The sequence below is a fragment of the Croceibacter sp. genome, from assembly GCF_002716225.1.
Classification (GTDB): Bacteria; Bacteroidota; Bacteroidia; order Flavobacteriales; family Flavobacteriaceae; genus Croceibacter; species Croceibacter atlanticus.
The window spans coordinates 1-21,163 of the sequence record NZ_PAZX01000014.1 but is presented as its reverse complement, the minus strand read 5'-3'; the positions used below and the strand labels follow the sequence as shown (position 1 = coordinate 21,163).

Below are 21,163 nucleotides of genomic sequence, written 5' to 3'. Positions count from 1 at the left end.
GGATATGAGTCTAGAAAGTAAACCTATAGTAGTTGTAAAGCTAACAGAAGACCAACAATCTGAATTATTCAAGGATTTAGATAGACTTTTAAAAGAAGAGGAATAAGTAATACTTATGTGTTCCAAAATTGCTGTAGCGCCCATTGGCGCTTTTTTTACAGCTTTTGTGGCGTCACGAATTTGGCACATATCAATGTATTTATAACATAAAACCAACAGTAAACATAGCTGCTAAGCATCTGAAGACTTACGCGAACAATTCCAGTTCCCGCTACTAGCAAAGCTTCAGAGAAATCTGGAGCTTTTTTTATCTCTAATATTTAAACTATGGATTTCAATTACATAGAGCTAATAGGTTACATTGCGAGTGCATTAGTGTTATTTTCTTTTTTCTTTAGAAATATTATAAGGTTAAGAATAGTTAACTCCTTTGGTTGCGCATTTTTTGTGGTTTACGGCATTTTACTAGGTAGCATTCCCATTATAATTACCAATGTTGCTATTTTATTAGTAAATGGATATTATCTTTTTATAAAAAAGAAGTAGCTAAGATATTAAACCTATAATAGTTTAGTATTTATAGGGTGTTGCAAACTATACTTATCTTTGTAAGATGCAACCGAACAACTTTACAACAGACTTTTTTGGAATAGGAATCTTAAATGGCAAGACTCCAGAAAATTTAGGTGTCTTATGGCGAACTGCCCAGAACTTAGGCGCTAGCTTTATTTTTACAGTAGGTAAGAGATATGCCCATCAAGCAAGTGACACACATAATTCGGTGAAATCTATGCCGTATTATCATTATAAAGATTTTAATGATTTTTTTGACCACCTTCCAAAAGGTGTAAGAATTGTAGGTGTCGAAAAGACTGAAACAGCAATACAATTAGAAGATTTTGAACATCCAAGACGCTGTGTATACTTATTAGGGGCAGAAGATCATGGGTTAACTAGAGAAGCTATAGACAGGTCGCACTTCTTAATTCAATTTAAATCTGAATTTAGTCTAAATGTTGCTGTTGCAGGAAGCATTGTGTTGTATGATAGAAGTAGGAATAAACCATTTCAATAAATGTTATGAGTAGAGGATTTGTAAAAGAAGATGATCAGGAAGAAGCACCAATTATACCACCAAGAGCAGCTTTGCCAAATGGTGTAACTAACTATGTAACGCCAAATGGCCTACAAGAATTAAAAACAGAACTTAAGCAATTGGCAGAAGAGCAAGCTAATCTAAGCATTAAAGACGACCAGGAACGAAGACGTGCAATAGCCGTAATTACTGCAAAGATGAATCAGCTTAAAGAACGCTTGGCTTCTGCAAGGTTATTAGATCCTAAAGACCAACCAAAAGATGAGGTTAGGTTTGGGGCTACAGTAAAGCTAAAGAATAAAACATCTAACCTGGTTCAGGAATTTCAAATAGTTGGTGTGGATGAAGCAAATATTAAAAAACAGAAAATAGCATTTGTTGCGCCATTGGTTTCTGCAATTATTGGTGCAAAAGTGAATGAAAATGTGAGTTTTAATTTAGGTGGCGAGGTNCGTGAATTGGAAATTTTATCAATCANGTATTAAATTTTAAAATCTTATNTTTTATTGATTGGTTGTGTNAGATTNCCTTAAGTAAATACAGGTAAAACANTAATATTTTAGTGAAAGTCATAATTTTTGGGTAATTTCAANGGCAATTAACCGTAACCAACTAAATTATGAAAACACTAATTTTNACACTGGGCTGTTTATTTATAACAGCCTTTACATTTGCTCAAAGTTCTGTGTCGGGAACAATTACAGACTCTAACGGCGGCCCTTTACCAGGTGTCAATATTATTGAAAAAGGCACTTCTAATGGTACATCCACAGATTTTGATGGAAATTACACGCTTACAGTACCAAATGATGCTGTCCTTGTAATAAGCTTTGTAGGCTTTGAAACTCAAGAAATTTCAGTAAACTCACAAACAACAATTAATGTAACACTTCAAGANGGTAATACCTTAGACTCTGTCCAGCTTGTAGGATCNCGTAGCCCTAAAAGAACAGCAACAGATANACCAGTGGCAATCGATGTTATTGAAGTTTCAGACATAGTAACTCAAGCTGGTAAAATTGAAATTAATGAGCTTCTTCAATACGCAGCGCCTTCATTTAATGCCAACAANCAATCTGGTTCAGACGGTGCAGATCATATAGATCCTGCTACATTAAGAGGTCTTGGCCCAGATCAAACGCTAGTATTAGTAAACGGGAAACGTAGGCACCAATCTTCTTTAATAAACATTTTTGGAACTAGAGGTCGTGGTAATACAGGAACAGATTTAAATACNATTCCAGCAGCTTCAATTAAACGAATAGAAATTTTACGAGATGGTGCAGCAGCACAATACGGGTCAGATGCAATTGCAGGTGTTATAAACATTGTATTAAAAGATAATGTAGATGAATTTTCTGGAAGTGTAAGCTATGGTGCATATAACACAAATGCAAAAGGAGATTTTCCAGACGGCACTCCAAACACAGACGGCAATAGGCTAGATANAGATAGAGATGGAAATGCTATTGGAGACGATCAAAGCTTAGATGGTGGTTCTCTAAAAGTGTCAGGNAATTATGGTGTTGCAATTGGAGAGGAAGGTTATGCAAACTTTACAACAGAATATGTAAATAAAAATAAGACGCTACGACCAGGTTATGACTTTAGAAGAGGTTTTGGTGAAGCTGCGATTGANGGATTTAATATATTCGGAAACTTGAGTTTNCCAGTGTCAGACCAAACCGAAGTTTATGCCTTTGGTGGTCGAAATTATAGAGATACAGATGCCTATGCATTTACAAGAAATGGAGGAGAACGTGTTGTTACAGAAATATATCCAAATGGTTTTACGCCAAGAATAACATCTATAATTACAGATAATTCTTTTGCAGCAGGTGTACGATCTGAGTTAGGAAACGATTGGAAAGTAGATTTAAGTAATACTTACGGAAAAAATGTCTTTCATTATTACATAAAAGGNACCTTAAATGCATCTTTAGAAGAAAACTCTCCTACAGAGTTTGATGCTGGTGGTCATTCTTTATCACAAAACACAATAAACTTAGACTTTTCAAAATATTANGCAGACATAGCTAATGGTTTTAACTTAGCAATTGGTACAGAGTACAGAACAGAAACATTTACAATTTTTGCTGGAGAAACAGGTTCTTATGCAACCTACGACACCAATGGGCAACCCATAACAGATCCTCAAACACAACAACAACCTATAGATCCAGGAACTGGTAACCCAAGACCTGGTGGCTCACAAGGTTTTCCNGGCTATAGCCNGGAAAATGTAGTAGATAGAAGTAGATCTAACGTTTCTCTTTATGTTGATACAGAATTAGACATTACAGAAAAGTTTCTTTTAGCCGGCGCAGTNAGATTCGAAAACTACAGTGATTTCGGAAGCACATTTAATGGTAAATTGGCNTCAAGATATAAGCTTACAGATAATATAAATTTAAGAGGATCTTTAAGCTCAGGCTTTAGGGCGCCATCTTTGGCACAAGTATATTACAACTTGCGCTTTACAGATTTTCAAGGAGGAACCGCAACAGAGTCACTACTATCTGCAAATAATAGTCCTGTAACNAGATCATTTGGTATTGGAGAGTTAAAAGAAGAAACTGCTACAAATGCATCTTTAGGGTTTACAGCTAAAGCTGGTGATTTTACAGCTACTATAGATGGTTATTTTGTNAGTGTAAAAGACCGTATAGTGCTAACNGGTACTTTTGATGCTCCACAAATAGACAACGTTAATGAAGCTCAGTTTTTTGTAAATGGCGTAGATACAGAAACTACAGGTGTAGATATTATACTTTCTTACAGGAAACTTTTAGATGACGGCTCAATTTCTGCCACTTTACTAGGTAATATAAACAGTATTGAAATTAAGGATGTAAATAATGGCAACTTAGATGAAGATACATTTTTCGGTGCGAGAGAGCGAGCATTNTTATTAGCTTCTGCACCAGATAGCAAGTTTGCTTTAAACATGTCTTATGTAAAAAATAAGTTTAATACAGCATTGGGGATTACAAGATATTCAGAAATAACTTTAATCGATTTTGCAGAAACAGAAGATGTATATGATGCNAAATTCACTGTTGACTTAAACTTTGGNTATGAAATTACAGACCAAGTTAAGCTTAGTATAGGTAGTAATAACTTATTTAATGAATATCCAGACCAGCAAAATGATGGNGANACCGAAGGTGGTGGTTATTGGGATTCAGTTCAAATGGGATTTGGCGGTGCATACTACTATACACGTCTAGATTTCACATTNTAAGTTATTTAAATAGTTAAAAATTAGTCTTAAAACTCTCAACACTAGTTGAGAGTTTTTTAATTTGTAAAGTCAAGATAAAAACTGAATTCAAAAAGAAGATGAAAANCAAAACCCAGTTANTAGTACTANTACTTATAGGAGTCTTATTCGCTTCTTGCACAGCATTACAATANAGAGAAACTACAGAAGAGGTTTACCTTAGGCATAAAGCTATAAACATACCTACAGAAATTACTACATTCAATTCAAAAGTAATAGATAGAAACATTAGGGTACAAGCAGTAAAAGAATCTAACAATAACATTAATGTTATTTTTTTTCACGGTTCACCTAGCTCAATGGCTGCTTGGCGAGACTATTTAATAGACACTTCATTAGTAAAGAAAGCTAACTTATATGCAGTAGATAGGCCAGGTTATGGATATTCTGGTTTTGGAGATGAGCTTACATCTATTAAAACTCAAGCCAAAGTTATGAACGAGTTAATTAATGACTATAACTTAGAGAATGTTATTTTGGTAGGAACATCTTATGGTGGTCCATTAGCAGCAAGGANAGCTGTTTTAAATACACGCGTAAAAGCACTAATTATGGTGTCTCCAGCATTAGACCCNAATCAGGAAAAGAAAATTTGGGCATCTAGGCTAACGCAATGGTGGCTCACGCGTTGGTTGGTGCCAACAGGTTACCGTGTTGCTGGAGATGAAAAGACGACGCACGCTAAAGAATTAGAAAAGATTGAAGATGGTTGGGAAACATTAAAAATTCCCGTAGTTCATATTCACGGAACAGAAGATAAAGTAGTGCCATTTGGAAATATAAATTACTCTAAAGAAGTTTTCGAAAATATAACTGTTATTCCAATTTCTAATGCAGGACATGAAATTGCCTGGCAAAGACCAGAACTCGTAAAGCCCGAAATAGAGGTGCTCATTACAACACTTATAGAAGACATAAAACCTTAGGAACACTAGAGCAATAAAATGTATCTTTGTATAAAAGTTTTAATATGGCTCATAAAGCAGGATTTGTAAATATTATTGGAAACCCAAATGTGGGTAAAAGCACATTAATGAATGCCTTTGTAGGAGAAAAGCTAAGCATCATAACAAGCAAAGCTCAGACCACAAGACATCGTATCTTGGGAATTGTAAATGGAGAAGATTTTCAAATTGTGTTAAGTGATACGCCAGGAATTATAAAACCAGCATATCAACTTCAGGAAAATATGATGGATTTTGTAAAGTCTGCTTTTGAAGATGCAGATGTACTTATCTATATGGTGGAGATTGGAGAGCAAAGTCTTAAAGATGAAGCCTTTTTCAAGAAAATTACAAATGCAGAAATTCCTGTATTATTATTACTTAATAAAATTGATACTTCAGACCAGCATCAATTAGAAGAACAAATGCAGTATTGGAAAGAAAAAGTGCCAACTGCAGAAATTTACCCAATTTCAGCTTTAGAAGGTTTTAATGTTTCTGAAGTATTAAATAGAATTATTGAAGTAATGCCAGAGTCTCCGGCATTTTACCCTAAAGATCAATTAACAGATAAGCCAGAACGCTTTTTTGTAAATGAAATTATTAGAGAAAAAATTCTAATGCATTACAAAAAAGAGATTCCATATAGTGTAGAGGTAGATACCGAAGAGTTTTTTGAAGAAGAAGAAATCATAAAAATGCGAAGCATTATTATGGTTGAGCGAGATTCTCAAAAAGGAATTATAATAGGTCACAAAGGAAGTGCTTTAAAACGAGTAGGAGTTGAAGCACGAAAAGATTTGGAAAAGTTTTTTGGCAAACAAGTCCATATTGAGTTATATGTAAAAGTGAACAAAAACTGGCGTAGTAACGATAATCAATTACGTAGATTTGGCTATCTAAACAAATAACTGAAACCAAACCAACCNNAATGAATATTTCAGTCGAGCTAACGCTAACTCCACTACAAGACGATTTTGAACCAGCAATAATAAACTTCATTAAATCCTTAAGAGCTTCAGGGTTAAAAGTATTGGAGAACCCTTTAAGTACGCAAGTATATGGAGAGTATGACGAGGTGATGGGTATTCTTCAAAAAGAAATGAAAATAGCTTTAGAGGCTGTTGAGAGAGGTTTACTTTATATTAAAATCGTAAAATCTGATNGTCACGATTATGAGCCCCATTTTTGAGTTTTTCTTCGGGCAATATCGAGGTTACGAAACACATATTATAGGTCTTGAAGTTGCCGGTATTGTATTCGGTTTAATATCTTCTATTTGCTCTATGCGCAACAGTGTTTGGGTGTATCCTACAGGAATNGTAAGTACTTTAATCTTTGTTTACATCTTATTAAAATTCAATTTACTAGGTGATACCATAATTAATGGNTACTACTTTGTAATGAGTATTTACGGCTGGTATATTTGGACAAGAAAAGTTACACCAACNCAAACAACACCTATANCAAAGGCTACTAAAAATGACTATACGTATAGTTTAGGAATATTTTTAAGTACAATGTTNNTTATATACATAATATATTATGTGTTTGAAAAGTTTGAGGGTTGGGTATCCAATATAGATATACTTACAACAGGATTGTTTTTTGTAGGTATGTGGATGCTTGCCAAAAAGAAACTAGAAAATTGGCTGTTTTTATTAATGGGAAATGTAATTAGTGTGCCNCTCTATTTTTACAAGGGTTTAACATTGAGCAGTTTTCTTTACGTTATATTTGTCATTATCTCAATATTTGGATACTTAGCTTGGAAAAAGATTTTAAACAACAGACTTCAGACTGCCTAAAAATTGTTCTCTACGGTCCTGAATCTTCAGGAAAAACTACTTTAGTAAACCTTTTNGCAGAACATTTTAAAACAGTTTCTGTGCCTGAGTTTATGAGAATATATTTACAAGACAAATGGGATAGGACACAAACAGTTTGTGAAAAGGAAGATTTAATTCCAATTGCTAAAGGGCAAATTAATACGGAGAATGAACTTTCCAACGTTGCAAATAAATATTTGTTTTGTGATACTAATCTTCGTGAGATAAAAGTTTACTCCAAAGCATATTATAACGAATATTGCCCCAAAGAAATCTTAGGTGCTGTTAATGACCACCATTACCACCTATATCTATTAACCTATATTGATACACCTTGGGAAGCAGACGATCTTAGGGATAAACCTGATGAACGTAAAGCTATGTTTTTAAAGTTTAAGGATGAGTTAGATGCAAATAATTGTAATTATGTAATATTACAAGGTAATGTAGAAACTCGTTTTAAAACTGCAATAGAGCATTGCGAGGCACTATAAAAGCAAATATTTTGGATTTTACAGCANAGCAANTNAANCAAATAGAAANTCACGGNTTAACGTTAAAACAGGTTGANAACCAGTTGCAAACNTTNANNGAAGGNATTCCTTTTNTAAATTTNACNGANTGTGCTACAATAGAAAACGGAATCCTTCAAATCTCAGANGANAAGAAACAGACGTATNTTAAGTTATACAATTCAAAACTAGATGATATTGAAGTCATCAAATTTGTACCTGCTTCTGGCGCTGCTACAAGAATGTTTAAGTCATTATACCGGTTTTTAGACACCTATAATCCTTCAAAAGAAAGTATTAATGCCTTTATAAATAAAACAAAAGACAATACACTTAAACTCTTTTTTGTCGGCTTAGAAAAATTTCCATTTTATGAGGCTATACTTCAGCAGNTAAAGAAAACTTGNCCAAATTATAATTCACTTTCTGATGATGAGAAAAAAGTGTGCATTGTAGAGTGTTTATTAGGCGAAACTGGACTTAACTACGGAAATCTCCCTAAAGGATTGGTGCCTTTTCATAAATATAAAGAACATACTGCATCTGCNTTTGCAGAACATTTATTTGAGGCCTCTAAGTATGCTGCTCCAAATAAAAAGGCGCATCTTCATTTTACCATATCAAATAACCATTACAATAAGTTTAAATCTGAGTATGATCGTATAAAAGACATAGTCTCTAATAAAACTGANACAACATTTATTACCANAGAGTCTTACCAAAAGAAAAGTACAGACACTATAGCGGTTAATTTAGATAATACACCATTTGTAGATGACGATGGNNATCTGGTATTTAGACCTGGCGGTCATGGNGCATTAATTGAAAATTTAAATGAACAAGATGCAGATATCATATTTATTAAAAATATAGACAATGTAGTCACATATCAATATGAAGAAGATGTGGCCAACTATAAGAAAATGTTAGGTGGTTTGCTTTTAGAGCAAAGACAAACATCGTTCAAGTTTCTTGAGATGTTAGATGAAAACGCGAANCCTACAGAAGAATTTATACACGAGATTGTTTACTTTTTACAAGATAACTTTAATAATATACTGTCCGAAGATTTTGAGAAGTTCTCTTTAAAATATCAAATTGAATATTTGCGGGAACAACTTGATAAACCTATTCGCGTTTGTGGTATGGTTAAAAACGAAGGAGAGCCAGGTGGCGGTCCTTTTTGGGTTAAACATGAAAGCGGTAAAATATCTCTNCAGATTGTAGAATCTGTTCAAATTAANAAAGAAGACCCAAGACAGTTGCGTTGCCTTAATGATGCAACACATTTTAATCCTGTAGATATTGTTTGCAGCGTAAGAAATTATAAAGGAGAAAAATTCGACTTACTTAAATATGTAGATTATAAAGCAGGCTTTATAAATCAAAAGACCATAAATGGCCAAGATATAAAAGCATTAGAACGTCCTGGTTTGTGGAATGGCTCTATGGCACATTGGAATACAATTTTTGTAGAAGTTCCCTTATCTACATTTAACCCTGTGAAAACCGTGGTAGATTTATTAAAAGAATCACACCAAATAAGTAATTAATGAATACCTCTCAACTTATAGAAGAGGTAGAGTTTAACACTACCACAAGTTCTGGACCTGGCGGCCANCACGCTAATAAAACAGAAACAGCAGTTGAGCTTAGATGGAATATTAACTCATCTCAAGCAATTTCAGAAAAAGAACGTTTCATATTATTAGAAAAGCTTTCCTCAAGGCTAACTAAAGATAACGTCCTTATTATTGTGGCTCAAGACTCAAGAAGTCAACATAAAAACAAGGATATAGTTATTAAACGTTTTTTAGAGCTTATCAAAAAGAANGCTAAGCAAAAACCTCCNAGAAAAAAGACAAGACCTTCTAAAATNGCCAAACTAAAACGCCTTAATTCAAAGAAAAAAACATCTGAGAAAAAAGCNAATAGACAGAAGCCAAGATTAGATTACTAAACTATACAGATCTTTTGTGTAACAATTACACACAATTTTAAAGTTTACACACCTGATATCCAATTTTCAACTTTCATATATTTTGTNCCTAATTAGTTGTGNTTTTNTAAACTACATATAAAACAAAACCTGTAATGCATTGGTGTTTATTGTTTTATGAGTACTGGTATGTGCTTTTTTATCTATAATATTCTNTCAAAACTTACTTAATAATTAATTTTTTAAAGCCTTGGTATAATTGTAGCCTTATACNTAACAACTTTGAAACATTAAATAAATCTAAAATTAGATATCATGAAAAAGATCATATATACAGCGGTAATCGCATTAGGAGCAATAGGATTTNCAAANGCACAAGCTACAACACCAGTAGCAGCAAATACAGAAGCTTCTGTTGAGTTAAAAGCAGAGTCTTTATTACAGGAAAAATATGTAGAAATTAAAGCTACAGATTTACCACAAGAGGTTCAAACTGCACTATCAAAAGATTTTGAAGGAGCAACCTTAAATAAGGCGTACATAAATAGTAAAAACGAATATAAATTAACCCTTACTACTNCAGAAGATACAGAAGCGACTGTATATGCAACTGCAGAAGGTGAGTGGATTAAGAAAAAATAACCACCAACTAGATTATAGTTTAACCACAAAAAAAAATTGTTATGAAAAAGATCATATTAACAGCTGCAATTGCTCTAGGTACACTAACAGCAATGAATGCACAGGAAAAGAAAACTGAAACAATGGCAATGACAAANACTGAAGTGAAGACTACAGTTGCTGTTCAGGATAATTACAAAGCAATTACTGCAGAGAAATTACCACAAGCCGTTAAAGAAGCATTTGCATCAGATTTTAAAGGGGCAACTCTTACTAAAGCCTTTGCAAATGACAAGGACGAGTACAAGCTTGTCATAACTACTGCAGATAAAGCTGAAAAAACCGTTTATGCAAATAGCAAAGGCGAGTGGATTAAAAAGCAATAGAAGCAGGATTTAGTTTTTAATACGTTGAAGAGGCACTCAGTAAAATGGGTGTCTTTTTTTTATGATAACTTTAAAGACAAAAGGTGTGGAGACTTTCTATTTTTACAATTCATACATATATGAAATGATACAACGAATATTAGTCGTAGAAGATGACGTTGCTTTTGGTAAAATGCTTTCTAAGTTTCTAGAACGAAAGGGTTTTCAGGTAAGTACTGCCTTAAACGGAAATCATGCTAGAAAGCAGATGGAAGAACAAAAGTATGAGTTGCTTATAACAGATTTAAAGCTTCCAGATGATAGCGGCCTTAATCTTTTGGAGTATTGCCAAAGCGTATCTGCAGATACTAACATTATTTTAATGACAAGTTATGCAGAAGTTTCAACAGCTGTTGAGGCTATTAAAAAAGGGGCGTTAGATTATATTTCAAAACCGTTTAGACCAGAAGAGTTGCTAATGGTTATTGAGCAGGCAGAAAATAAATCTAAAACAAATGCTACACTTAATGTTGAAACAAGTCCTAAAGCTAAAACCGTAAAGCACAAAACGAATGAGCTTCCAGACTCTTCATCATTTGTGAAAGGTATTAGTGAATCTTCTAAGAAATTTAATGAGTACCTAAAACTTGTAGGACCAACAGATATGTGTGTGCTTATACAAGGTGAAAGTGGTACTGGTAAAGAGGTTGCCGCAAATGCTATTCATAACTTTAGCAAACGTAGTAACGAAAATTTTGTAGCTGTAGATTGTGGTGCTATCCCTAAAGAAATTGCTGCAAGTGAGTTTTTTGGTCACGTAAAAGGAAGCTTTACAGGCGCAATAAATGACAAGAAAGGTCATTTTGAAGCTGCTCATAAAGGCACTTTATTTTTAGATGAGGTTGGTAATCTGTCTTACGAAAACCAAGTTCAGCTTTTGCGTGCCTTACAAGAAAGAAAAATAAAACCTGTAGGCAGCAACAAAGAGATAGAGGTAGATGTTAGAATTATTTCTGCCACTAATGAAGATCTTTTAAAAGCAGTTGCAGATGGTAAGTTTAGAGAAGATTTATACCATAGGCTAAATGAGTTTTCTGTACATATACCTAGCTTAAAAGAGCGTAGTGACGATTTATTCTTATTTACAGAGTTCTTTTTAGAAATGGCTAACAAAGCTTTAGATAAAAATGTTGTAGGCCTGTCTAAGGAAGTTGAAGAAGCTTTTAAATCCTACAACTGGCCTGGTAACTTGAGAGAATTAAAAAACATTATTAAAAGAGCTGTTTTACTTACAACTGGGCAGTTGGTGCCAATAGATGTAATTCCTAGAGAAGTAGTTAACTTTAAGGGACAAGCGCCAGTAACAACTCAAGATTTTTCTAAAGACACTAATGAAAAGCAACTTATTATTAATGCACTTAAAGAAGCCGGTTATAATAAGAGTAAAGCTGCTAGGTTGTTAAATGTTACCAGAAAGACTCTTTATAATAAGATGGAGCATTATAATTTAGAGTTGTAATTATCTATTCTTTAAAGCTGTCACTAAGTTTTCTACTTTTTCTTGTAATGAGTTAAAGAGAGACTTTAATGTTTCTTGCCTTAAGTTTTCTGGCGTTACATACTCTAACACATCTAAAATTTTTACAACCTCTTTAGCTTCTAATTGTCTGGTTAGTGTAAGCATTTTGTGTGCTATGTCATTTACAGCGGTATAATCTTCTGTTTTTACGGCTAGTGCCATACGTTGTAAATCTATATTCACTTCATTATAAAACGAAAACAAAACTTCTTCTAAAGCGTCTTCTGTACTAAGAAATGAGTTGAGCAAGCTTAAATTAAATAATGTGCTTTGTTGTGTTGTTTCCTTTTCGCTTTCAATTTTAATAGGAATTCCCATATGTTCTGGAAATAATTGATTTAAGGCAGAATATAACTTCTCCTTAGGAAAAGGTTTGTGCAACAATCCAGAAAAACCTTGTTCTTTAAAAGATCTTACGGTATATTCTCTACTACCTGTCATAGCCACAATTGGCTGTCCGTTATAATTTGCTTTAAAGTGTCGCTTTAGTTGTTCTAAAACCTGAAAGCCATTTGTTTTTGGCATTTCGACATCTGTAAGTACAAAATCGTATTCAAAATTATTCGAAGCAACAAAATCTTCAAAAGCATTAAAGCTGTGGCAAGTAATATTCATTTGGCCAAAAAGCTCTTCTAATAACTTAGTCATACTTGTATCATCATCTATAACCACAACAGTTAAAGACTTTACCGCTTTAGTTAAGGTGGTAATTTCAGACTTAAGTTTACTCTCGGAAAGTTTGAGAGGTAATACTAATGTAAACGTACTACCTTGGTTTGGAGTACTATCTACAGTTAAGGTTCCATGTAATAAGTTGGTAAGTTTCCTGCTAATGGCAAGGCCTAAGCCATTACCGCCAAAACGTTTTATGGTATCTGCTTCTGCTTGTTGAAATTCTTTAAATATAAGTTCTTGTTTTTCTTTAGAAATACCTATTCCGGTATCTACTACCTTTATTTCTATCTCAAATTCTTGTGCTTTTTGCTCTAATATTTTAGCATAAACTGTAACAGAACCTTCTTCGGTAAATTTAAATGCATTACCAATTAGGTTACTTAATATTTGGCGAATACGTAGTGGGTCGCTTTCAAAAACTTGATTGCTTATAGCTTGGTCCACATAAAGATGGATGGCTACATTTTTTTGTTGATGCACATCCTTAGAGGTTTCAACAGTTTGCTGTATTATGCTTTCTAGAGAAAATGGTATAGTTTCAATATGTAGTTTACCAGCTTCTAGTTTAGAGAAATCTAAAAGATCATCAACCAACTTGGTCACGTATAAGGAGCTGTTGGTTATTTGGTTTACATAGTATAGTTGCTTTTCTGTAAGGTCTGTATTTTCAATAAGATCAGAGTAGCCTACAATTGTATTTAAGGGTGTTTTTAAATCGTGACTTACAGTTGAGATAAGTTGTTCCCTACTTTTTAAAAGTTCTTCAGAATAATCTTTAGATTTTTTGAGTGATATTTTAAAGCGTTCTGCTTTAAAGAAATCATTTAAAATAATGTAGGTAAATAGGAGTATGATAAATATTCCTAAAACACCTGAGTACTTTAATATTGTACTTGTCCTATCTACAGAATCACTTTTCTTGGTAGCTTGTATTTGGTTTTTTCGTGCTATCTCTGCATCAAACGCAGTTATTATTTGGCGCAATTGTGCAGAAATATTTAGATCGTTCCTAATTAACTCATTCTCTTTTTGCTGTAGCGCTTCTCTAGATTTTGAATTTTCTCTTTTAGCTTCAGCCAGAATAAATCTTGTTGCAGTAATCATAGAGTCTACAACCTTTGTTTTTACAGTGGCAGTGTCTCGCTCTTCAGATTGATTTAGGTATTCTACATAATTACTCCAAATTCTACGTTCTCGCTCTGTAAGATCATTGGGATTATTAATAAACGTTTCGACTGTGAGTTTCCCCATAGAGGATTCTAGCTTATTAAATTCTTCTGCTATATCATCAAAAGAAGAGTCTTTACTATTGGTAAGTTTAAGAATACGTAGCTGCTCAATATTCTTAGTTTTTTGAAGCAGTAGCTCTTTAACATAATCCAATTGTTGCTTTTGAAATTGGATGTCTGTTAAGGTTTTTATTTCCTCAATTTTATTAAAAAGTGAGTCTGCTTTTTGTTGGTATAACTCAAAATCAGACTCTTCACCAGTAAGCAAGGCAAGCCTGGAAAAGCCATCGGTTTCGTAAACTTGATTTATAAGTGTTCCGGTTTCTATAAATTTTTCATCTTCTGTTGTAGTCGTATTGGTTTTAAGCAGAAACTTAAATTCAGAATACAAGAAAAAACCTACAACAAGGGCTAAAACCCCTAAGGTCACATAACTAAGTATGATTTTAAATGTAAACCTATTTTTGGTCTTATCCATAGGCTTCAAAAATACAGAGAGTTCTTATAGCGATATGCTAAGGAATTAATAAAATTGATTTTGCAGATTAAAACCAATGTCTATCTTTGCGCAAAATCTCAAAGGGGTGCTGTATTTTAATACGGCTGAGATTACACCCAATGAACCTAGAACAGGTAATGCTGTTTAGGGAAATTTTTAAAACATATTTTTTTAGTCAAATTAAGTTGTTGTAAGCATATTGCAATGGGTTATTTTTTTTTGCGAAATAGACTAAAATTTTACTGTTTTAATAACTCAAGAAGCTATAGTAGCTTTATAATTTAATTTTTTTTAAACCTAAGAATAATCGCCCCTTTTATTCGTAATTTTTGTTACGGATGAAAACTGTATCTATTCTACTTTGCGCACTATTTGTGTCTGCCAGCACATTTGCGCAAGAATTTCAACTCTCTGGTAATGTCACAAACTCTAAAAATGAGCCTATTGAAGGTGTTTCTATTTTTATTAAAGGAACAACTACAGGCACAGAAACCAATGCACTTGGTAACTATAACTTCTCTTTAGAAAAAGAGCAATATACAATAGTTGTAAGTTATGTTGGTATGATTACACAAGAGCAGACTATTAATCTTGAAGAAGATGTAACTGCAAATTTTGTCTTATTAGAAAACTCTGAGATTTTAGATGAAGTCTTAGTGCGTTCTGTAAGAGTTACTGCAGACTCACCAATTACGTATTCAAACATTTCTAAAGAAGAGATTGAAGATCGTAACTTAGGACAAGACATTCCTATACTCTTAAACTACCAACCTGCAGTTGTAACAACTAGTGATGCTGGTGCTGGTGTTGGTTATACAGGAATACGTGTGCGTGGTAGTGATGCTACTCGTGTAAACGTAACAATTAACGGGATTCCTTATAACGACGCAGAAAGTCAAGGCACATTTTGGGTTAATTTAGGAGATTTTGCCTCTTCTACAGAGAACATCCAATTACAACGCGGTGTTGGTACATCTGTAAATGGCTCTGGTGCTTTTGGTGCAAGTTTAAATATCTTGACAGATGCTGTAAAAGATGAAGCTTATGGTGAGCTGTCTGGATCTGTAGGTAGTTTTAACACTCGTAAGGCAACACTTAGGTTTGGAACTGGAACATTAAGTGATCATTTTTCAGTTTCAGGGCGTTTGTCCAAAATAGATTCAGATGGTTATATAGATCGTGCAACATCAGATCTTAAGGGTTATTTTTTACAAGCAGCTTATAAAGATGATAACACATTAATAAAAGCTATAACCTTTGGTGGTTTTGAAGAAACTTATCAGGCCTATTATGGTGTCGATGAGGCAACGCTACAAAGCGACAGAACATTTAATACCGTAGGACAACAATTTGACCGCGAAGGAAATTTTGAAGGGTTTTATGAAAATGAAGTAGATAATTACCGTCAAGATCATTATCAATTACTTTGGAATGAGCGTTACAATAATAACTGGAGCACTAACGTAGCACTTAACTACACTAGAGGTGCAGGATATTTTGAGCAGTATGTAGATGAATTTTATTATTCAAACATCTTATTTTCAGGAGATGCACAATTAGACTTTTTTGGCGTAGATCCTGTAACCATAGATGGCGAAGAGTTTACAACTACAGATTATGTAAGACGTCGTTGGTTAGATAATAATTTCTTAGCTGTAAATGCAAGTGTAAACTACAAAAATGAAAGTTTAGATGTAACAACAGGAGCTTTTTATAGCACCTATAAAGGAGATCACTACGGCGAAATATTATCTACAGAAATCCCTATCGGGTTTTTACCTTATGACAGATATTATGTTGGCGATAGTGAGAAAAATGAATTTTCTGCCTTTAGTAAAGCTACTTTAAAGTTTGGCGATAAATGGAGTGTTTATGGAGACGCACAAATACGCCTAGTAGATTACGAAGCTATTGGTGGTAGTGACGACTTAGATGTAGATGAAAGCTACACGTTCTTTAATCCTAAATTAGGAACAAACTATAAGTTAAATACAGAAAACAGTTTGTATTTATCTTATGCACGAGCTAACAGAGAACCAAACCGCACAGATTTTGAAAACGGTAATCCAGAGCCAGAACAGTTAGATGATTTTGAGTTAGGTTGGAGATTAAATAATCCTAAATTTCAAATAAATACTAATGTGTATTATATGAATTATAACAATCAACTTGTGCTTACTGGAGCAATAGATGATGTAGGATCACCAATTAGAGCTAATAGTGGCTCAAGCTATAGATTAGGGTTAGAGGTAGATGCATCTGTTCAAATTTTGAAAAACCTAATATGGAATCCTAATATGGCTATAAGTACCAATAAAAACAGAGATTTTGTAACTAGTCTAGACGGCAGCTTAGTAAACCTAGGCAATACAGAAATTTCGTATTCGCCTAATGTTATAGCTGGAAACGCAATTAAATACATACCGGTTAAAAATTTAGAGTTACAGATGCTTAATAAATATGTAGGAGAACAATATTTAAGTAATGTAGAAGCGCCTTTATCTAAACTAGATAGCTATTTTACAACAGATTTAAATGTGCAATATACTTTCTCTACAAACAGTCTGTTTAAAGAAATAGTGATAACAGGATTGGTTAACAACATCTTTAGTGAAGAGTATGTAAATAATGGGTATTACTTCACCTTCGATGGAGGAAATGAAGATGGTAGCATTACAACTTTTGAAGGAGCAGGATTTTTCCCACAAGCAAAAGCTAACTTTTTATTAGGAGCAACACTTAAATTTTAACTTAATTAGATACAGTAAGGATGTCTCCGTTAAGCTCAGCGCGATACATCCTTAAACTGTATGTTCCAGGACCACCTTCTGTTTGTTGTCCGTTAGTAAGGTTGTATGCATTGTTATCATCACATTGGCATCTTGCAGTAAGACCAGTAACTACCAACCTGGAACAATCGCTAACAGGATGATTTGGGTCTGTAAGCTCAAAAGCTAAGTATTGATCATTACCTATATAAAAGATATTAATTCCAGAAATGCCAACCGAATAGTCTTGAAAACTATTGCCTTCAAAGTTTAATTGGTTGTATTGTGGAAGCGTTAAATTATAAACTGCTCCAAAGTTCAAGTCAACTAAATTAGGATTATTATCTCTTGCAGAATCATCTGTTGAGCAAGAAGATAGTATTGCTATTAAAAGTGTAGCTATAAATAGGTTTTTCATCATCAAAATTTAATTGTGCAAGTTAGTATAATTGACAAGCATCTAAAAATTATGTATATTTGAACATCTAATCCCGTCGTGTATGGGATTTTTTGTGTTTAAATATCAGTTGATTATAACGTAATGCTTCTATTGTTATTGTGTTTTTAACCGCTATTTAATAAGAGTATTTAGAAGCCAAATGAAACTAAAGAAGGCTTTTTTATTAAGATTAAGAAAACAACATTATGAGTAAAGTAAATTATTATACAGAAGAAGGATTAAAGAAGTTGAGAGATGAACTGGACCTTCTTAGAGATGTAGAGCGCCCTAAAGCGTCTCAAGCTATTGCAGAGGCTAGAGATAAAGGTGATCTAAGTGAAAATGCTGAGTATGATGCAGCAAAGGAAGCACAAGGTATGTTAGAGATGAAAATTTCTAAGCTTGAAGGAGTACTATCTAACGCACGAGTGATAGATGATTCTCAACTAGATACCTCTAAAGTATTAATCCACTCAAGTGTTAAGATAAAACACCAAGGAAATGGTGCGGAAATGACATATAAGCTAGTTGCGCAAAGCGAATCTGATTTAAAATCAGGTAAAATATCTGTGGACTCTCCAATAGGGAAAGGTTTACTAGGTAAACAAGAAGGAGATGTTGCAGAAGTAACAACACCTAATGGTACCATAAAATTTGACGTGATTAAAGTTTGGAGAGACTAATAATTACTCTCAAGCTCCTACATTTAATAAAAAAGCAGGTTTTCTTAGAAAACCTGCTTTTTTATTTCGTTGACTGTCTAATAAATAAGGATTACACAAACGCCGAATATCCAGTAATTGCGCGCCCCACAATTAATGAGTTAATCTCTTTGGTACCTTCGTAACTATAAATTGCTTCGGCATCTGCTACAAAACGAGCAACATCGTGTTCTAATAAGATACCATTGCCACCCATAACTTCTCTTGCTCTGCTCACCACATCTCGTGTGCGCATAGAACAAAATACCTTAGCTAAAGAGGCTTGTTCATCCTTTAACAATCCTTCGTCTTGGAGTTCAGAAAGTCTATAGCATAGGGTTTGCATAGCTGTAAGATTAGCGAGCATCTCTACCAAATGATTTTGTATAAGTTGAAAAGTTGCAATTGGCTTCCCAAATTGTTCACGTTTTTTACAATACTTAACTGCACTTTCATATGCACCTCTAGCACAACCTACTGCTTGCCAAGCAACACCAGCACGTGTCATTTTTAAAACCTTTGCGGTGTCTTTAAAACTATTAGCCTCTTGTAAACGGTCACTTTCTGAAATACGACAATCTGTTATAGTAATTAAGGCATTCTCTACAGTACGCAACGCCATCTTATCTTCAATTTTTTCAGGAGAAAAACCAGGCGTGCCTTTTCTTACCAAAAATCCTTTTACTTGCTTATCATCTACATCTTTAGCCCAAACTATTGTTACATCTGCAAATGTGGCGTTACCAATCCATTTTTTTTGACCGTTTAGTATCCAAGTATCACCATCACGTTGGCAGGTGGTTTCCATACCTTGAGAAATGGCAGAACCTACATTTGGTTCTGTTAAACCAAAGGCGCCAATAGCTTCCATACGTTGCATTTTAGGAAGCCATTCTAACTTTTGCTCTTCGCTACCACATAGGTAAATACTTCCCATTGCTAAACCGCTATGCACGCCAAAAAATGTAGACATCGAAACATCTACTCGTGCCATTTCAATAGCAATTATACCTTCCATTACAAAATTTTGTTCTGGACAACCATAGCCTTTATAAGCTATACCGGCAATATTTAAAGTGGCTAATTTTGGGATAATCTGTTGCGGAAATTCTGCTTTCTTCCAATACTCATTGGCAATGGGTCTCACTTCATCTTCCATGAAATTACGCACCTTGAGTTGTATCTCTCGTTGCTCTGGAGTTAGCTTAAGGCTAAGGTCATAAAAATCACCATCAATAGGCGGTAATTTGTGTTGGCCTCTTTTTGCTTTTCGAGTAAGCATTTTCATTAAGCCATTAAGCTGGTCATCATCTAAGCTACCAACCTTATCCATAACTTCTTTTAAGTCTATCTTAGAATTTAGCTTGGCAATAGCTTCTATATCTATATCTTTTAAAAGAGATAATGTGCCTTTAATTTTACCGAATAATGACATATGGTTTTTTCTTTTAAAGATAACCAGAGCTATTTAATTCTGTTAACAAAGGAATGTTAATGTAAACTCTAAATTTTAAGGCAGTGATTGTGTAAGCGTTTTAAACACAAAAGCTTTTTGTCCGTCACCTGTTTTAATATGTAACCAATCATCCTGTTTACCTAGAACTGTAATAGTATCATTACGCTTAAGTTGGGTTATTTTATCAAATTTTGAAGATGGTCCTATTCTTATATTAGCTACGCTGTTTTTAATTATGGCCTTAGGTGTTATAGCAACAAATAAATTATCTGTTTCTGGGATTTCAGCATTTTTAATAAACGGCAGTGGATTTACAGCACCATTGTAGCCTTTGTAAATACCAAAATGTAAATGTGGTGGTGTGTATTTTGCATTGCCGGTATTACCTACAAAACCTAGAGTATCTCCTATTTTTACTTTTTTACCAGACTGCGTAGCAATACTATCTAAGTGTGCATAGTAAAGTGAAGCTCCAAAAAGACCGTCTCTCAACCAAACTTGTTTTCCGCCTAATCCTTTATTTCCAGTTGAACTTACATAGCCATCAACAGCTGCAATTACAGGTGTGCCTCTTTCTGCAAAAATATCTACACCTTTATGGCTGCGTTTACCGCCATCGCGACTTGCACCCCAAAAACTTTGTATGGCCTTACTAGTTTTGCCTGCTACAGGAAAGTAATAGGTAGGCGATGTAAATATTTTTAAAGATGCTTTTGTTGAAGCATAGATTTCTGGCTGTATTATAAGTTTATAAGTAGCGCTCTCTTTAATTGGGACAGACATATTTGTCTCATTAGGCTTGCTTTTTATTAATGATTTGAATGATGTTATAGAGTCGCCTTCAATTTTAAATAATTCAGAGAAAAATTGAATTGAATCTACATCACTTTCAATTTGCAGGTTAAATAACTCACCTTCAGAAAGATTTATATTATATGAATAAGACTGAAGATTAGTGCTGTGTAAATGTACTTGCTCTAAATATGGTAAATTAATTTTTAGAGAATCATTTTTTGAAACCTCAAAGTTTTTGGTCCAAGTATTAAAAATAACATCTGTGTCTTCAAAATCGCGCGCATATATTTCTTTTGCAGTTGGTTGCGTAATAAAATCTGTTGCTTTGGTAAGTTGCTTGCAAGAAACAATTACTAAACATACACTTAAGATAATAAAAATCTGTTTATTCATAGCAGCTATAAATTAAACAGAAATTATGCCAAAAATAGGC

The 21,163-nt window shown here is 33.8% G+C and carries 18 protein-coding genes; 14 read left to right on the top strand and 4 right to left on the bottom strand.

The window, feature by feature from the left end:
• Positions 1–327 precede the first annotated feature (327 nt).
• The 12 genes from CL818_RS12410 to CL818_RS12355 all read left to right on the top strand — a co-directional run bounded on the left by CL818_RS12410 (position 328) and on the right by CL818_RS12355 (position 12,108).
• Complete coding sequence (locus tag CL818_RS12410) at positions 328–546, top strand: YgjV family protein (RefSeq protein WP_013186083.1); 219 nt, start codon at positions 328–330, stop codon at positions 544–546.
• Positions 547–613: 67 nt separating this feature from the next.
• A complete protein-coding gene (locus tag CL818_RS12405) occupies positions 614–1,075 on the top strand; it encodes an RNA methyltransferase (protein WP_272973195.1) in 462 nt (153 codons plus the stop codon).
• 5 nt (positions 1,076–1,080) lie between these two features.
• On the top strand, positions 1,081–1,581 hold the full coding sequence (locus tag CL818_RS12400) for a GreA/GreB family elongation factor (RefSeq protein ID WP_286973254.1): 501 nt from the start codon (positions 1,081–1,083) through the stop codon (positions 1,579–1,581).
• Positions 1,582–1,715: 134 nt separating this feature from the next.
• Positions 1,716–4,340, top strand: coding sequence for a TonB-dependent receptor (locus tag CL818_RS12395; RefSeq protein WP_286973252.1), 2,625 nt, complete (start codon positions 1,716–1,718; stop codon positions 4,338–4,340).
• Positions 4,341–4,438: 98 nt separating this feature from the next.
• Positions 4,439–5,305, top strand: a complete 867-nt coding sequence (locus CL818_RS12390) for an alpha/beta fold hydrolase (protein ID WP_286973250.1) — start codon at positions 4,439–4,441, stop codon at positions 5,303–5,305.
• 44 nt (positions 5,306–5,349) lie between these two features.
• On the top strand, positions 5,350–6,234 hold the full coding sequence (era, locus tag CL818_RS12385) for a GTPase Era (protein WP_013186078.1): 885 nt from the start codon (positions 5,350–5,352) through the stop codon (positions 6,232–6,234).
• Between the two features lie 20 nt (positions 6,235–6,254).
• Complete coding sequence (locus CL818_RS12380) at positions 6,255–6,515, top strand: thiamine-binding protein (protein WP_286973247.1); 261 nt, start codon at positions 6,255–6,257, stop codon at positions 6,513–6,515.
• Positions 6,499–7,131 (top strand): nicotinamide riboside transporter PnuC, encoded by a 633-nt coding sequence (pnuC, locus tag CL818_RS12375; RefSeq protein ID WP_286973244.1) that lies wholly within the window; start codon positions 6,499–6,501, stop codon positions 7,129–7,131. Before CL818_RS12380 ends, pnuC begins: the two co-directional genes overlap by 17 nt.
• The gene (locus tag CL818_RS12370; protein ID WP_286973242.1) at positions 7,092–7,646 is read left to right on the top strand and encodes an AAA family ATPase; all 555 of its coding nucleotides are present in this window, start codon (positions 7,092–7,094) and stop codon (positions 7,644–7,646) included. Before pnuC ends, CL818_RS12370 begins: the two co-directional genes overlap by 40 nt.
• Entirely contained in the window at positions 7,631–9,217 is a 1,587-nt protein-coding gene (locus CL818_RS12365; RefSeq protein ID WP_286973240.1) for a DUF4301 family protein, read from the top strand. The genes CL818_RS12370 and CL818_RS12365 overlap by 16 nt, the downstream gene beginning before the upstream one ends.
• The gene (gene arfB / locus CL818_RS12360) at positions 9,217–9,624 is read left to right on the top strand and encodes an alternative ribosome rescue aminoacyl-tRNA hydrolase ArfB (protein WP_286973238.1); all 408 of its coding nucleotides are present in this window, start codon (positions 9,217–9,219) and stop codon (positions 9,622–9,624) included. Before CL818_RS12365 ends, arfB begins: the two co-directional genes overlap by 1 nt.
• A 1,110-nt stretch (positions 9,625–10,734) precedes the next feature.
• A complete protein-coding gene (locus tag CL818_RS12355) occupies positions 10,735–12,108 on the top strand; it encodes a sigma-54-dependent transcriptional regulator (RefSeq protein WP_414646398.1) in 1,374 nt (457 codons plus the stop codon).
• Here CL818_RS12355 and CL818_RS12350 read toward each other — a convergent pair whose 3' ends face one another.
• Complete coding sequence (locus CL818_RS12350) at positions 12,109–14,550, bottom strand: hybrid sensor histidine kinase/response regulator (protein WP_272973203.1); 2,442 nt, start codon at positions 14,548–14,550, stop codon at positions 12,109–12,111.
• A gap of 359 nt (positions 14,551–14,909) precedes the next feature.
• Between CL818_RS12350 and CL818_RS12345 the strand changes: the two genes are divergently transcribed.
• Positions 14,910–17,321: a TonB-dependent receptor gene (locus CL818_RS12345; protein WP_272973204.1), complete on the top strand. Its 2,412-nt coding sequence runs from the start codon at positions 14,910–14,912 to the stop codon at positions 17,319–17,321.
• Between the two features lies 1 nt (position 17,322).
• Here CL818_RS12345 and CL818_RS12340 read toward each other — a convergent pair whose 3' ends face one another.
• On the bottom strand, positions 17,323–17,760 hold the full coding sequence (locus tag CL818_RS12340; protein WP_272973205.1) for a hypothetical protein: 438 nt from the start codon (positions 17,758–17,760) through the stop codon (positions 17,323–17,325).
• 224 nt (positions 17,761–17,984) lie between these two features.
• Here CL818_RS12340 and greA point away from each other — a divergent pair, with 224 nt between their 5' ends.
• Positions 17,985–18,461, top strand: coding sequence for a transcription elongation factor GreA (gene greA / locus CL818_RS12335; protein WP_013186066.1), 477 nt, complete (start codon positions 17,985–17,987; stop codon positions 18,459–18,461).
• 91 nt (positions 18,462–18,552) lie between these two features.
• Here greA and CL818_RS12330 read toward each other — a convergent pair whose 3' ends face one another.
• Together CL818_RS12330 and CL818_RS12325 are read right to left on the bottom strand one after the other, a co-directional pair.
• Positions 18,553–19,914 carry an acyl-CoA dehydrogenase family protein gene (locus CL818_RS12330; protein WP_013186065.1) on the bottom strand — a complete coding sequence of 454 codons (1,362 nt, stop codon included), beginning with the start codon at positions 19,912–19,914 and terminating at the stop codon, positions 18,553–18,555.
• A gap of 75 nt (positions 19,915–19,989) precedes the next feature.
• Positions 19,990–21,123, bottom strand: a complete 1,134-nt coding sequence (locus tag CL818_RS12325) for a M23 family metallopeptidase (RefSeq protein WP_272973206.1) — start codon at positions 21,121–21,123, stop codon at positions 19,990–19,992.
• Positions 21,124–21,163 lie beyond the last annotated feature (40 nt).

Coding starts and splice junctions, on each gene's coding strand:
- CL818_RS12330 (WP_013186065.1), bottom strand. CDS start 19,914: ATGTCATTATTCGGTAAAATTAAAGGCACATTATCTCTTTTAAAAGAT.
- CL818_RS12405 (WP_272973195.1), top strand. CDS start 614: ATGCAACCGAACAACTTTACAACAGACTTTTTTGGAATAGGAATCTTA.
- CL818_RS12345 (WP_272973204.1), top strand. CDS start 14,910: ATGAAAACTGTATCTATTCTACTTTGCGCACTATTTGTGTCTGCCAGC.
- CL818_RS12340 (WP_272973205.1), bottom strand. CDS start 17,760: ATGATGAAAAACCTATTTATAGCTACACTTTTAATAGCAATACTATCT.
- greA (WP_013186066.1), top strand. CDS start 17,985: ATGAGTAAAGTAAATTATTATACAGAAGAAGGATTAAAGAAGTTGAGA.
- CL818_RS12325 (WP_272973206.1), bottom strand. CDS start 21,123: ATGAATAAACAGATTTTTATTATCTTAAGTGTATGTTTAGTAATTGTT.
- CL818_RS12355 (WP_414646398.1), top strand. CDS start 10,735: ATGATACAACGAATATTAGTCGTAGAAGATGACGTTGCTTTTGGTAAA.
- era (WP_013186078.1), top strand. CDS start 5,350: ATGGCTCATAAAGCAGGATTTGTAAATATTATTGGAAACCCAAATGTG.
- CL818_RS12410 (WP_013186083.1), top strand. CDS start 328: ATGGATTTCAATTACATAGAGCTAATAGGTTACATTGCGAGTGCATTA.
- CL818_RS12350 (WP_272973203.1), bottom strand. CDS start 14,550: ATGGATAAGACCAAAAATAGGTTTACATTTAAAATCATACTTAGTTAT.